Here is a 12,161-nt window from a genome sequence, read left to right as displayed (position 1 = left end):
GCGGAGGCGACGACTTTGTGGTGGCCGTCGGCGTGTCGTGCCGCGGGCCGGGTGTGGGGAGAGCATGAACGAGGGCAGGCCCACGAAGGCGAAGTGGTGGAGTCGACCCCGGCCCGAGGCCGAGGAAACGGACACCGCACCGGCTCACCCCACAGATCCGCATCCCACCCACCCCACCGCCCCGCCGCCCGCGACCGACACGAAGCCGCCCACCCCCGCACCGCACCCGCAAGGCGCCCACGGGGCGGACGAGGCGGGCGCCACGCCGAGCGCGCCGGAGCCGCAGCCCTACGGGGGAGACGCCCCCCGGGCGGTCACCGACGACACGTCGAGTGCGCAGGAGTCGCAGCCGCAGGCGGGAGAGGCCCGTGGTGGTGACGCCGGGGGCGACTACGAGCTGGAGCGGCCCGAGCGCGTTCCCGTTCCCGCCCAGGCCGGGCCGCCCACCGTCCCTGTCCCCGTGTCCCGAGCCGGCGCCCAGGACGGGGCCGAGTCCGCCCCACCGGTCCAGCACCCCGCCGAACCCGCGGTCCCTCCGGCCCCGCTCGGCTCCGACGTGCCCGTCGAGCCGGTCGAGGCCGACACCCCCGATCCCTGGCGGAACTACGACCCCTGGGCCGTCCCGCCCGGGTCCCCGGAGCAGCACGGGCATCACCAGTGGAGCGGACCCTTCCAGCAGACCGGTGTCGCCGTGCCCACCGTGGCGCAGCGGCGCGGGCGGGCGAGGAAGTCCCTGACGCTCGCCGCCGTCGTGCTCGCGCTGGCCTCCGGCGGCGTGGGCGGCGTCGTGGGGGCCTATCTGGAGCGGAACGGGGGGCTGACGGACATCGAGCTGCCGCAGGCCGCCAAGGAGGCCCCGGGGCGCGCCCCGGACAGCGTCGCCGGGATCGCGGCCCACGCGCTGCCCAGCGTCGTCACCCTGCACGTGCACGGCAGCGAGGAGGACGGCACCGGTACCGGCTTCGTGCTCGACGGCGAGGGACACATCCTCACCAACAACCACGTGATCGCCCCCGCCGGCGGCAACGGCACGATCACCGTGACGTTCAGCGGCGGCCAGACCGCGAAGGCCCGGGTCGTCGGACACGACAGCGGCTACGACCTCGCCGTGGTCAAGGTCTCCGGAGTCCGCGGCCTGGCCCCGATGCCGCTCGGCAACTCCGACAGCGTCCAGGTCGGCGACCCCGTCGTCGCCATCGGCGCGCCCTTCGACCTCGCCAATACGGTCACCTCCGGGATCATCAGCGCCAAGGACCGGCCCATCACGGCGGGCGGCGAGAAGGGCGACGGCAGCGACGTCTCGTACGTGGACGCGCTCCAGACCGACGCGCCGATCAACCCCGGCAACTCGGGCGGCCCGCTGCTCGACTCCCGGGCCCGTGTCATCGGCATCAACAGCGCCATCCGTTCCGCCGACAGCGGCTCCGACCTGGGGACCGGCCAGGCGGGTTCCATAGGGCTCGGCTTCGCCATCCCCGTGAACCAGGCCAAGCGGGTCGCCGAGGAGCTCATCAACACCGGCAGGGCCACCCACCCTGTGATCGGTGTCACGCTCGACATGAACTACTCGGGCGACGGAGCCCGGGTCGGCACGAAGGCCGCCGGGGGCGGTGCTCCCGTCACGGCCGGCGGCCCCGGCGCCAAGGCGGGCATCAGGGCCGGTGACGTCATCACCGAGGTCGACGGCACGCGGGTCCACTCCGGTGAGGAACTCATCGTGAAGACCCGCGCCCACCGGCCCGGGGACCACCTCCGGCTGACCGTCAGGCGGGGCGGCACGGACCGGACGATCACCCTGGTCCTCGGTTCGGCGGACGGCGGCTGAGAGGCGCCGGCGTCCGGCCCGCGAGTGACACGAACCTCACAGTCGAGCACGACGTCCCAGCTCCGGACGGCAAACATCGAGGAAAACCCGCGCCGTACCCGAAGGCGGGAGCCCCGGGACAGTTCCGGACGGACGGGATCGACGGGTACGGTTGGAGGCGGCCCGGACCACGGAAGACTCCCGAGGGCCGAGGACCGAGGGCATCGCGAGGAGCTACAGGTGTTCAATGACGTAGGACCGCTTGAGCTGGTGACGCTCGTCGTCCTGGCCGTGCTCGTCTTCGGTCCCGACAAGCTCCCGAAGATGATTCAGGACGTCTCGCGCACGATCCGCAAGATCCGCGAGTTCTCGGAGAGCGCCAAGGCGGACATCCGCGACGAACTCGGTCCGGAGTTCAAGGACTTCGAGTTCGAGGATCTCAACCCCAAGACGTTCATACGCAAGCAGCTCGACAACGACGAGCTGGGGCTCAAGGAGATCCGCAACGGCTTCGACCTGAAGAAGGAGATGGCCGAGGTCACGGACGCGGTGCACAGCCGCGAGTCCGACTCCTCGGCGTCCGCCTCCGGCGGCTCCGTCGACATGACGAAGAAGCGCGAGAAGCTCGACGGCGACGAGCGCCCGCCGTACGACGCCGACGCCACCTGATCCTCGTACGACCCCGTCCGGCCCCCGTAGGACGCCCCCGACCCCCGTACGGCACCGTCTGATCCGTACGGAGTACCGCGGGGCGGCCCGTCGCGCGGGAGCGACGGCGGCCGGGCACCCATGACCTTCCTGAGGTGCGAAGCCCTGCCCGGAGGCGGGCGCACGCGGCCCCGGACCGTGTTCCTCCACCGGCCGCGGACGGGCCCCGCGCGGTCCGAATACGCCGTTCGGGCGCCTTACGCGCCGGGCGCTTTCAGCGCTGCTCCGAGCAGGGTGGCTATGCTGCCCAGTTGTTGTGCGGACCGACAAGGTCGCCCGAGGGGGGTGGGCCGCCCGGTCCGACGAGAGCGAGGAGGCGTCCGGCAATGGAGACGACAAGTCGGGTAGGCGCGCAGGCGCCGGCCGCGGAGGGTGGCCAACAGGTCCCCTCCGCCCGGCGTACGGTCGACGGCTACCTGCTGGCGCCCTTCCCCTGGTACGGCCTCGACGAGGCCTTCACGGGGCCGCGCTGGCTGATGCAGGTGGGCACCTCCGCGGACGGAATGGTCGAGCACGGTTCCGTCGGACACGGGGACGAGCCCTCGGTGCGCCCCGAGCCGGGCGAGGACAAGGAGCGGTTCGCGGTGGTCGTCACCGTCGCCGCCAGCCCCGTACGGCGCAGCGCGGACGGTACAGGGCTGCTGGAGGCCACCTCGGTGTCCTCGGCGGCGTGGCTGGCCGGTGTGGGGCTGCTGTCCTTCACCTGGCCCGGCCAGATGGACCACACCCTGCGCGACGACTGGCTCGACCAGCAGACCGAGACCGCGTGGGTGCTGGCCGACGACCTGGACGGCCCGGACTGGTCGACCCTGTCACTGCCCGTGGACGGCGTTCCCACGCCCTTCCACTACCGCGAGTCCGAGTTCGGCTGGGTCCTCGCGGGTTCCACCCAGGAAGGCGTCCACGTGGGCGCCTACGGGCGGGGGATGAGCGCATACGGGCTCGGCTTCGCGGTGATCAAGGACATCGGGTCCTACGCCTAGAACCTCGGGTCCGTACGAGGGAGGGGGCGCCGTCCGTGTCGGACGGCGCCCCCTCCCTCGTACGAGAAGCCCGGGAACCCTAGAACTTGTTGCGCGGGGTGATGCCCAGCGACATGCCCGACAGGCCGCGCTGGCGGCCGCCCAGCTTGCCCGCGATGGCGCGCAGGGCCGAGCCGGCGGGGGAGTCGGGGTCGGTCAGGACGACCGGCTTGCCCTCGTCGCCGCCCTCGCGCAGCCGCACGTCGATCGGGATGGAGCCGAGGACCGGGACGGTCGCTCCGGTGGTGCGGGTCAGACCGTCGGCGACCGACTGGCCGCCACCGGTGCCGAACACGTCGACCATCTCGTCGCAGTGCGGGCAGGGCAGCCCCGACATGTTCTCGACCACGCCCACGATCTTCTGGTGGGTCTGCACGGCGATGGAGCCGGCCCGCTCCGCCACCTCGGCCGCCGCCTGCTGCGGGGTCGTGACGACCAGGATCTCGGCGTTCGGGACGAGCTGGGCGACGGAGATCGCGATGTCGCCGGTGCCCGGCGGGAGGTCCAGGAGCAGGACGTCCAGGTCGCCCCAGTACACGTCCGCCAGGAACTGCTGGAGCGCGCGGTGGAGCATCGGGCCGCGCCAGACCACCGGCGCGTTGCCCGGGGTGAACATGCCGATGGAGATGACCTTCACGCCGTGCGCGGACGGCGGCATGATCATGTTCTCGACCTGGGTCGGCCGGCCCTCCGCGCCGAGCATGCGCGGCACCGAGTGGCCGTAGATGTCGGCGTCCACGACACCGACCTTGAGCCCGTCGGCGGCCATCGCGGCCGCCAGGTTCACCGTGACCGAGGACTTGCCGACGCCTCCCTTGCCGGAGGCGACGGCGTAGACGCGGGTGAGCGAGCCGGGCTTGGCGAAGGGCACCTCGCGCTCGGCGGTACCGCCCTTCAGCGCGGTCGCCAGCTCACGGCGCTGTTCGTCGCTCATCACGTCGAGTTCGACGTCGACCCGCGTGACGCCCTCGACCCGCGAGACCGCCTCCGTCACCCGCTGGGTGATCGTGTCGCGCATGGGGCAGCCGGAGACCGTCAGGTACACGGCGACCGCGACCACGCCATCCGCACCGATCTCTACCGATTTGACCATCCCCAGTTCGGTGATGGGTCGGTTGATCTCGGGGTCGTTCACCGTCGCCAGTGCTTCACGCACCGCGTCTTCCGTAGCCATAGGGACGATGGTACGGCGCGACCCATGTGCCCCGGAAAGCCCTGTCACCGGTCGTCTACGTCACGTCCCTGCGACCGATCCGCCGGGAATACGACCCGCTCGTCCCCGTGGCCGTCGGAATGGCGGTCCTCCAGCTCCTTGACCAGGTCCTGGAGTTCGTTGCGGATCCAGTCGCGGGTGGCGACCTCGCCCAGGCCCATCCGCAGGGCGGCGATCTCGCGGGTGAGGTATTCGGTGTCGGCGATGGACCGCTCGTTCTGCTTGCGGTCCTGTTCGAGGTTGACCCGGTCGCGGTCGTCCTGCCGGTTCTGCGCGAGCAGGATCAGCGGGGCGGCGTAGGAGGCCTGGAGCGACAGCATCAGGGTCAGGAAGATGAACGGGTAGTTGTCGAAGCGCAGGTCGCTCGGCGCGAAGATGTTCCAGACGACCCACACGATGATGACGACCGTCATCCAGACGATGAACCGTCCGGTGCCGAGGAAGCGGGCGATGCGCTCGGAGAGCCGCCCGAAGGCCTCCGGGTCCCACTCGGGCAGCAGTCTCAGCCGCTGCGGCTTCGGCTGGTCGAGCCGGGTGCGCGGGCGCGGGGCGGCCGTCGCCCCCGTGGCGGCCCGCTCACGGGTCTCACGGTCGGGCGCCATGGCGTCCCTCGTGGTGGTCCTCGTGGTGGTGGTCCTCGTGGGTCTCCGCGTGCATGCTCTCGTGCACGCCCTCGTCGAGGTGGAACTCCGTCTCCCGCCAGTCCTCGGGGAGCATGTGGTCCAGTACGTCGTCCACGGTCACCGCCCCGAGCAGCGAGCCGCTCTCGTCGACGACCGGGGCCGCGACCATGTCGTACGTGGCGAAGAACCCGGCGACCACCGGCAGCTCGTCCTCCGGGGCCAGCGGCTGGAGGTCGTCGTCGACGAGCGAGCCGACCAGGGTGGGAGGCGGATCGCGCAGCAGTCGCTGGAAGTGGACCGCCCCCAGGTACTTGCCCGTCGGTGTCTCGTCCGGCGGGCGGCACACGTACACCTGGGCGGCGAGCGCGGGGGAGAGGTCGGGGTTGCGGACCCGGGCGAGCGCGTCGGCGATGGTCGCGTCGGGGCGCAGCACGATGGGCTCGGTGGTCATCAGCCCGCCCGCCGTCCGCTCCGCGTAGGCCATGAGCCGCCGGACGTCCGCCGCCTCGCCGGGCCGCATCAGCGTCAGCAGCCGCTCGACGTCCTCGGTGGGCAGCTCGGCCAGCAGGTCGGCCGCGTCGTCGGGGTCCATCGCCTCCAGGACGTCCGCCGCCCGCTCCTCCTTGAGCTTGCCGAGGATCTCGATCTGGTCGTCCTCGGGCAGTTCCTCCAGGACGTCGGCGAGACGGTCGTCGTCGAGCGCCGCGGCCACCTCGCCGCGCCGCTTGGGCGACAGGTGGTGCAGGACGTTCGCGAGGTCGGCGGGCCGGAGCTGCTCGAAGGTGGCGAGGAGGCTCTCCGCGCCCTGTCCGTGCTCCTCCAGGGAGAAGCCGGTGACGGAGGACCAGTCGACCGTCATCGTCTCGCCCTTGGCGCGCCGGAAGGCGCCGGCGCGGCCCTTGCGCACGAAGACCCGGCCGATCTCCCACTCCCTGCGGGCCGGGAGCTGCTGGATCGACACGTCCAGGACCGTCACCTCCTCACCCGTCTCGACGAGGGTCACGAGCCGGTCGAGCAGCTCGCCGAACACGAGCCGTTCGGTGGGCCGCTGTTCGAAGCGGCGCACGTTCAGGACGCCGGTCGTGATGACCTGGCCGGACTCGATGCCGGTCACCCGGGTCATGGGCAGGAAGATGCGGCGGCGCGTGGACAGCTCGACGACGAGGCCGAGCATGCGCGGCGGCCTGCGTCCGACGCGGAGCATGGCGACGAGGTCCCGCACACGGCCCACCTGGTCGCCGTTCGGGTCGAAGACGGCGACGCCGGACAGGTGCGAGACGAAGATCCGGGGGGCGGCTGCGGCCATGCCCGGGCCTCCTTCGCTTCGATGCGTTCTGTGCCGGTCTGTCCGCTCGGGTGGGCTTCAGGCTAGCCCGTCCCGGTCGGGTACGCCCTGGTGGGCGGTCCGGACGGACTGCCTCCGCCGGACGGGTGCCGCACCGGTACGCTGCCGTACGCCGTTTGAGGACCGCGCACGAGAGGCAGCCCCACCTGTGACCGCAATTCCCCAGGGCCGTTCCCGCAGAGCCCTGACGGTGGCCGCGATGTGCGCACTGGCCGTGACAGCGACGGGTCTGACGGGGTGCGGCAGCGAGGATCCGGACGCGGGCACGAACGGGGTCGGCAAACTGTCCGCCGCCGCCATCCAGGCGAAGGCGAAGTCGGCGGCCGGGAAGGCGTCGACCGTGCGGCTCTCCGGGACCGTCGTCTCGGGCGGCACCACGTACACCCTCGACATGCGCCTGAAGCCCGACGGCGGCACCGGTTCGGTCACCTCCAAGGGGGCCGGGTTCCGGCTGCTGCGGGTCGGCAAGCACCTCTTCCTCAAGGCGGACGCCGAGTTCTGGGCCCATGAGGACGGCGAGAGCGACGGCAAGTCGTCGGACACCGCGGCGGCGGACAAGCTGGAGGGCATGTACGTGAAGGTGCCGACCGGCGATCCCGTGTACAAGCGCTTCAGCGGCTTCACCGACAAGGACGTCCTGCTCGACGGGCTGCTCGCGCTGCACGGCACGCTCGCCAAGGACGGGCACCACGAGCAGGAGGGCGTCCGCACGATCCGCATCTCCGGCGACAAGGGCGCGGGCGGCACCCTGGACGTCTCCCTCAAGGGCACCCCGTACCCGGTCCTGCTCGGGCGCGCGGGCAACGCGGGCACCCTCCGGCTGACCGACTGGGGCAAGGACTTCCCGCTCGCGGAACCGCCGAAGAAGGACACGGTCGACTACGGGCAGCAGCTCCCCTCGTCGTGACCCGGCCCGGCCGGGCGACAGGCTCCGGCCGCTCGCGTCGCGCGAGCGGGAGGTGACCTGGAGGCCGGGCGGTGCGGCTATCCGCGCCGGCGCCGCTTCAGCAGGAGGCGGGGCAGCGCCGCCGGAACCGGCAGGCGGGTCGTCGCCGGGGTCGGCAGCGGCGGCTCGGCGAGCGAGCTCTCGGGCAGACCGGCGGTCGCGCCCGTCGGTTCCAGACGCACCACCCGGCATTCGCGCGCCCACCGCTCCGGCATCGCCTCGCCGTCCGGGGCGTTCAGCCGCTTGCCCTTGAGCTCCCCGACGGCCGCCTCCCACGCGGGGCTGTGCGCGGCGAGTTCCACGACCGTGGCGGACCAGGTGACGAGCCGCCCGCCCTTGTCCTTGCTGCGTACGGTGACGACGGCGTGGCCTCCGTCGGCCAGCCCCGGCAGCGGCTGCTCGCCGGGCCCGTCGCCGACCAGGCAGGCCGCGCCGTCGTGCCACACGTGCCACAGGGCGCGGGTGGGCACCTCCTGGCCAGGACCGGCCGCCGAGGGCTCACCGTCGCCCCGCACCCAGATCAGCCCGGACTTCTTGGTGGCCTCCTCGACGAGGGCCTGGTCGAGCAGCTCTTGCGTCATGGCGCCCAGACTATCCAGCCCCCCGCCAGGGCCGGCCCCCGCTACAGCCAGCCGTTGCGCTTCAGGATGCGGTGGATGGACAGACACAGGCCGACCGTGATGCCCATGACCACCGGGTAGCCGTAGCGCGCGTGCAGCTCGGGCATGTGCTCGAAGTTCATGCCGTACACACCGCACACCATCGTCGGTACGGCGACGATGGCGGCCCACGAGGTGATCTTGCGCATGTCCTCGTTCTGCGCCACGGAGGCCTGGGCGAGGTTCGCCTGGAGGATCGAGTTGAGCAGTTCGTCGAAGCCGAGGACCTGCTCCTGGACGCGCGCGAGGTGGTCGGCGACGTCACGGAAGTACTTCTGGATGTCGGGGTCGATGAGCCGCATCGGGCGCTCGCTCAGGAGCTGCATGGGCCGCAGCAGCGGCGACACCGCCCGCTTGAACTCCAGCACCTCGCGCTTGAGCTGGTAGATCTGCCCGGCGTCGGTGCCGCGCGGGGTGCCCTTGCGGCCCGGCGAGAACACCTCGGTCTCGACCTCGTCGATGTCGTCCTGGACGGCGTCCGCGACCGCGATGTAGCCGTCGACGACATGGTCGGCGATCGCGTGCAGCACCGCCGATGGGCCCTTGGCGAGCAGCTCGGGGTCGTCCTGGAGGCGGTGCCGCAGCGCGCGCAGCGAGCCCTGCCCGCCGTGCCGGACGGTGATGAAGAAGTCCCCGCCGGTGAAGCACATGACCTCGCCGGTCTCGACGATCTCGCTGGTCGCCGTCAGCCGGTCGTGCTCGACGTAGTGGATGGTCTTGAAGACGGTGAACAGGGAGTCGTCGTAGCGCTCCAGCTTGGGCCGCTGGTGGGCCTGGACGGCGTCCTCGACGGCCAGCGGGTGCAGCCCGAACTCGCGGGCGATACCGGCGAATTCGTCCTCGGTGGGCTCGTGCAGGCCGATCCACACGAAGCCGCCGTCGCGCCGCACCTGGCGCATGGCCTCCTGCGGCGTGAGCGGTGTGCGCGTCTCGACCCGGGCACCGTCGCGGTAGACGGCGCAGTCGACCACGGCCGACGGAGTGGCGGGGTCGCGGGTGGTGTCGTACGAGCCACTGTCCTTGCGCAGGGAGGGACGGGGGCGGACCGCGGCACGCAGGTCACGGATCATCGACATGGCAGGCTCCTTCTCGCGGCGGAGGCGGCCGGCGACGGTTGGAACTACCCGGAATGGGGACGTCCTGACTGCGGATGTTTGGCACGTCCACAAAGCGGGGAGCACCGCACCGTCGCGTTGGCAGCTTCGCTGTTGATTCAGATCGGACAGATCAGGGGTTCAGATCGGACAGATCAGGCGGAAACGAAGCGCTCTTCCGTGGTGCACCGGGCAACGCTGACACGTGTGCACACGATTGCGGGGGGCGGCAGCCGGCAGGGCCGAAGGCCCGGCTGAACCAGCTACGTACTCAGCGACCGGAAGAGCGGGTGGTACTGCACGATCGACTTCGATCCATTGCAGCCCCACCTCCTCCGGTCGGTCCCCCGTGAGGGACGGTCCATCCCCCGCGGGGGAGTCCGGCTCCCTCCGAAGGGGAGTCGGATCAGTCTCAGTGCGCCGGAGTACGGGAGCAACTCCCGCAGTGCCAAGAGGGTCTGGGGGCCCTCAGTCATGCACTGCTCCGACCAGCGGCCAAGAGTATCAGCGCACCGATACGTCAAGGCCCCGCTTTGCGCGTTGTTGACCGGGGTCCGGTGCGCCGTGGCGCAATTGACGCCGCCTATGCTCGGTTCATGGCTGATGTTCTTCCTCTGGTCGAGGCCCGTTTGCGCTCCGCGCTGGGCGAACCCGACGCGCGGGCCGCGGTCACCTTCCTGGGCACCGACCGCATCGAGGTGCTGCGGTTCACCGAGGGCGACATCGTGCGCTACGCCACCCTCGGCATGTCCGCCCAGCCGATGGCGGACCCGACCGCCGTGCTCGCCGATCCGGTGAAGGGCCCGCGCGCCGAGCTGGTCCTCTCGGTGCGTCCGGCCGGGACCGACACCGACAAGGTGCTGCGCCCGCTGGCCGTGCTCGCCGCCTCGCCCCAGGTCGAGGGTCTGATCGTGGCCCCGGGCGCCTCGCTCGACGTGGGTGAACCCCTGTGGCCCGGCGCGCCGTTCACCTCCGTCCTGGTCGCCGAGGCCGGCGGTCTCGTGGAGGACCTGGAGCTGGACGCTCCCGCCGACCCCGTACGTTTCCTGCCGCTGCTCCCCATGACGCCCAACGAGGCCGCCTGGAAGCGCGTCCACGGCGCCGGCGCCCTCCAGGAGCGCTGGCTGAACGGCGGAACGGACCTGCGCGATCCGCTGCGCAGGTCCGTCTCCCTGGACTGACGGGTCACGGGACGCCGTATGTGGTGAGCCGTCAGGTCTCTTGCTCCGGCGCCGAGTCCCGTTCCTCGGCGTCGAGTTCCGTCAGGCGGTGCCCAGGTCCGCTCTCCGGTGGTCGAGCCTTGTGCCGGTCCGTCACGTACCGCTCTCGACGGCTCAGTTGGCGAAGACCGTGACGCCGTCCTCGGTGGCGTGGACCGGTTCCAGCTCCTCGGCCTTCTCGGTGAGCGCCGTACGCCGTACGTAGACCACGGCCGCGCCCAGCAGCGCGGTGACCGCGGCGACGACGAACGGGACGCGGATGTTGCTCCACTCCTCGATCTTCGGAGCGAAGTACGGCGCCGCCGCGGCCGCGAACCAGCGCACGAAGTTGTAGCCGGCGCTCGCCACCGGGCGCGGGGCGTCGGAGACCCCGAGGGCCAGTTCCGTGTAGACGGTGTTGTTCACGCCGATGAAGGCGCCGGACAGGATCGTGCAGACGATCGCGGTGGTGTGGTCGCCGTAGCCGAGGGCGAGCACGTCGGCGGCGAGCAGGACCAGGGAGCCGCCCAGCACCTTCAGCGAGCCGAACCGCGCCTGCATCCGGGGCGCCACGATCACCGAGAAGACCGCGAGCAGCAGACCCCAGCAGAAGAACACCGCGCCGGATTTGTACGGCGTCATGTTCAGCACGAACGGGGTGAAGGCCAGCACGGTGAAGAACGTGTAGTTGTAGAAGAACGCGGAGGCCGCGGCCGAGGCCAGACCGCCGTGGCCGAGCGCGCGCAGCGGGTCGAGCAGCGAGGTCCTGCGCGCGGGCTTCGGCTGCTCCTTGAGGAACGCCGTGATGCACAGGAAGCCGATCGCCATCAGGAAGGCGGTGCCGAAGAACGGGTAGCGCCAGCTCGCGTTGCCGAGCAGGGCGCCCAGCAGCGGCCCGCAGGCCATGCCGAGGCCCAGCGCGGACTCGTACAGCAGGATCGCGGCCGCGCTGCCGCCTGCCGCCGCGCCGACGATGACGGCGAGGGCGGTGGAGACGAACAGCGCGTTGCCGAGTCCCCAGCCGGCCCGGAAGCCGACGAGCTCGCCGACCGATCCAGAGGTGCCGGCGAGACCGGCGAAGACCACGACGAGGGCGAGGCCGAGCAGCAGGGTCCGCCGCCCGCCGATCCGGCTGGAGACGAAGCCGGTCAGCAGCATCGCGAACGCGGTGATCAGGAAGTACGAGGTGAAGAGCAGGGACACCTGGCCGGCGGTGGCGTCCAGTCCCTGGGCGATGGACGGCAGGATCGGGTCGACGAGTCCGATGCCCATGAAGGCGACGACGGACGCTCCGGCGGTCGCCCAGACGGCCCTCGGCTGACGCAGGAGGCCACCCGCGCCCGCGTCGAACGTGTCGCCCTCCGCGGGGCCTTCCGTGCTGTTGATCATGCCCGCTCCCTCACTGTGCGCCGACTGGATCGTTGGCTTATACACACAATAAGTTAGGTGAGCTAATAAATGCAAGATGCACGTAGTTTTTGGCGTGGCCGGTCCATGCCGGACGGGTGATCGTCCTTGACGCGGGCAAGGACGGGGAGGACCGTTGAG

Annotated in this window: 11 protein-coding genes; 5 read left to right on the top strand and 6 right to left on the bottom strand. The window is 71.4% G+C overall.

The window, feature by feature from the left end:
* Nucleotides 1-64: 64 nt before the first annotated feature.
* The 3 genes from ACFRIC_RS20800 (at nt 65) to ACFRIC_RS20790 (ending at nt 3,495) form a co-directional block, all read left to right on the top strand.
* Nucleotides 65-1,825, top strand: coding sequence for a trypsin-like peptidase domain-containing protein (locus ACFRIC_RS20800; RefSeq protein ID WP_382787718.1), 1,761 nt, complete (start codon nt 65-67; stop codon nt 1,823-1,825).
* A gap of 219 nt (nt 1,826-2,044) precedes the next feature.
* Entirely contained in the window at nt 2,045-2,473 is a 429-nt protein-coding gene (locus ACFRIC_RS20795; RefSeq protein ID WP_382787717.1) for a sec-independent translocase, read from the top strand.
* A gap of 365 nt (nt 2,474-2,838) precedes the next feature.
* On the top strand, nt 2,839-3,495 hold the full coding sequence (locus tag ACFRIC_RS20790) for a hypothetical protein (RefSeq protein ID WP_382787715.1): 657 nt from the start codon (nt 2,839-2,841) through the stop codon (nt 3,493-3,495).
* A gap of 79 nt (nt 3,496-3,574) precedes the next feature.
* Here ACFRIC_RS20790 and ACFRIC_RS20785 read toward each other — a convergent pair whose 3' ends face one another.
* From ACFRIC_RS20785 to ACFRIC_RS20775, 3 genes are read right to left on the bottom strand one after another with little or no spacing between them, the layout of a single operon-like run.
* Nucleotides 3,575-4,708: an Mrp/NBP35 family ATP-binding protein gene (locus tag ACFRIC_RS20785; protein ID WP_382787713.1), complete on the bottom strand. Its 1,134-nt coding sequence runs from the start codon at nt 4,706-4,708 to the stop codon at nt 3,575-3,577.
* A gap of 44 nt (nt 4,709-4,752) precedes the next feature.
* Complete coding sequence (locus tag ACFRIC_RS20780) at nt 4,753-5,349, bottom strand: DUF1003 domain-containing protein (protein WP_382787711.1); 597 nt, start codon at nt 5,347-5,349, stop codon at nt 4,753-4,755.
* Nucleotides 5,333-6,676 (bottom strand): magnesium transporter MgtE N-terminal domain-containing protein, encoded by a 1,344-nt coding sequence (locus tag ACFRIC_RS20775; protein ID WP_382787709.1) that lies wholly within the window; start codon nt 6,674-6,676, stop codon nt 5,333-5,335. The genes ACFRIC_RS20780 and ACFRIC_RS20775 overlap by 17 nt, the downstream gene beginning before the upstream one ends.
* Nucleotides 6,677-6,863: 187 nt before the next feature.
* Here ACFRIC_RS20775 and ACFRIC_RS20770 point away from each other — a divergent pair, with 187 nt between their 5' ends.
* The gene (locus ACFRIC_RS20770; RefSeq protein WP_382787707.1) at nt 6,864-7,622 is read left to right on the top strand and encodes a hypothetical protein; all 759 of its coding nucleotides are present in this window, start codon (nt 6,864-6,866) and stop codon (nt 7,620-7,622) included.
* 77 nt (nt 7,623-7,699) lie between these two features.
* Here ACFRIC_RS20770 and ACFRIC_RS20765 read toward each other — a convergent pair whose 3' ends face one another.
* The gene (locus tag ACFRIC_RS20765; RefSeq protein WP_382787705.1) at nt 7,700-8,242 is read right to left on the bottom strand and encodes a hypothetical protein; all 543 of its coding nucleotides are present in this window, start codon (nt 8,240-8,242) and stop codon (nt 7,700-7,702) included.
* Nucleotides 8,243-8,283: 41 nt separating this feature from the next.
* The gene (locus ACFRIC_RS20760; protein ID WP_382787703.1) at nt 8,284-9,396 is read right to left on the bottom strand and encodes a magnesium and cobalt transport protein CorA; all 1,113 of its coding nucleotides are present in this window, start codon (nt 9,394-9,396) and stop codon (nt 8,284-8,286) included.
* 614 nt (nt 9,397-10,010) lie between these two features.
* Here ACFRIC_RS20760 and ACFRIC_RS20755 point away from each other — a divergent pair.
* A complete protein-coding gene (locus tag ACFRIC_RS20755) occupies nt 10,011-10,595 on the top strand; it encodes a suppressor of fused domain protein (protein ID WP_382787701.1) in 585 nt (194 codons plus the stop codon).
* Between the two features lie 153 nt (nt 10,596-10,748).
* On the opposite strand, the gene ACFRIC_RS20750 is transcribed toward ACFRIC_RS20755, so the two are convergent.
* Complete coding sequence (locus ACFRIC_RS20750; protein ID WP_382787699.1) at nt 10,749-12,002, bottom strand: MFS transporter; 1,254 nt, start codon at nt 12,000-12,002, stop codon at nt 10,749-10,751.
* Nucleotides 12,003-12,161 lie beyond the last annotated feature (159 nt).

It is taken from the genome of Streptomyces sp. NPDC056738 (assembly GCF_042790435.1).
Lineage (GTDB): Bacteria > Actinomycetota > Actinomycetes > Streptomycetales > Streptomycetaceae > Streptomyces.
This window is presented reverse-complemented; position numbering and strand designations above follow the sequence as displayed.

Excerpts from the sequence above, each read along its gene's own strand:
- ACFRIC_RS20765 (WP_382787705.1), bottom strand. The coding sequence starts at position 8,242 with ATGACGCAAGAGCTGCTCGACCAGGCCCTCGTCGAGGAGGCCACCAAG.
- ACFRIC_RS20775 (WP_382787709.1), bottom strand. The coding sequence starts at position 6,676 with ATGGCCGCAGCCGCCCCCCGGATCTTCGTCTCGCACCTGTCCGGCGTC.
- ACFRIC_RS20800 (WP_382787718.1), top strand. The coding sequence starts at position 65 with ATGAACGAGGGCAGGCCCACGAAGGCGAAGTGGTGGAGTCGACCCCGG.
- ACFRIC_RS20755 (WP_382787701.1), top strand. The coding sequence starts at position 10,011 with ATGGCTGATGTTCTTCCTCTGGTCGAGGCCCGTTTGCGCTCCGCGCTG.
- ACFRIC_RS20790 (WP_382787715.1), top strand. The coding sequence starts at position 2,839 with ATGGAGACGACAAGTCGGGTAGGCGCGCAGGCGCCGGCCGCGGAGGGT.
- ACFRIC_RS20760 (WP_382787703.1), bottom strand. The coding sequence starts at position 9,396 with ATGTCGATGATCCGTGACCTGCGTGCCGCGGTCCGCCCCCGTCCCTCC.
- ACFRIC_RS20750 (WP_382787699.1), bottom strand. The coding sequence starts at position 12,002 with ATGATCAACAGCACGGAAGGCCCCGCGGAGGGCGACACGTTCGACGCG.
- ACFRIC_RS20785 (WP_382787713.1), bottom strand. The coding sequence starts at position 4,708 with ATGGCTACGGAAGACGCGGTGCGTGAAGCACTGGCGACGGTGAACGAC.
- ACFRIC_RS20780 (WP_382787711.1), bottom strand. The coding sequence starts at position 5,349 with ATGGCGCCCGACCGTGAGACCCGTGAGCGGGCCGCCACGGGGGCGACG.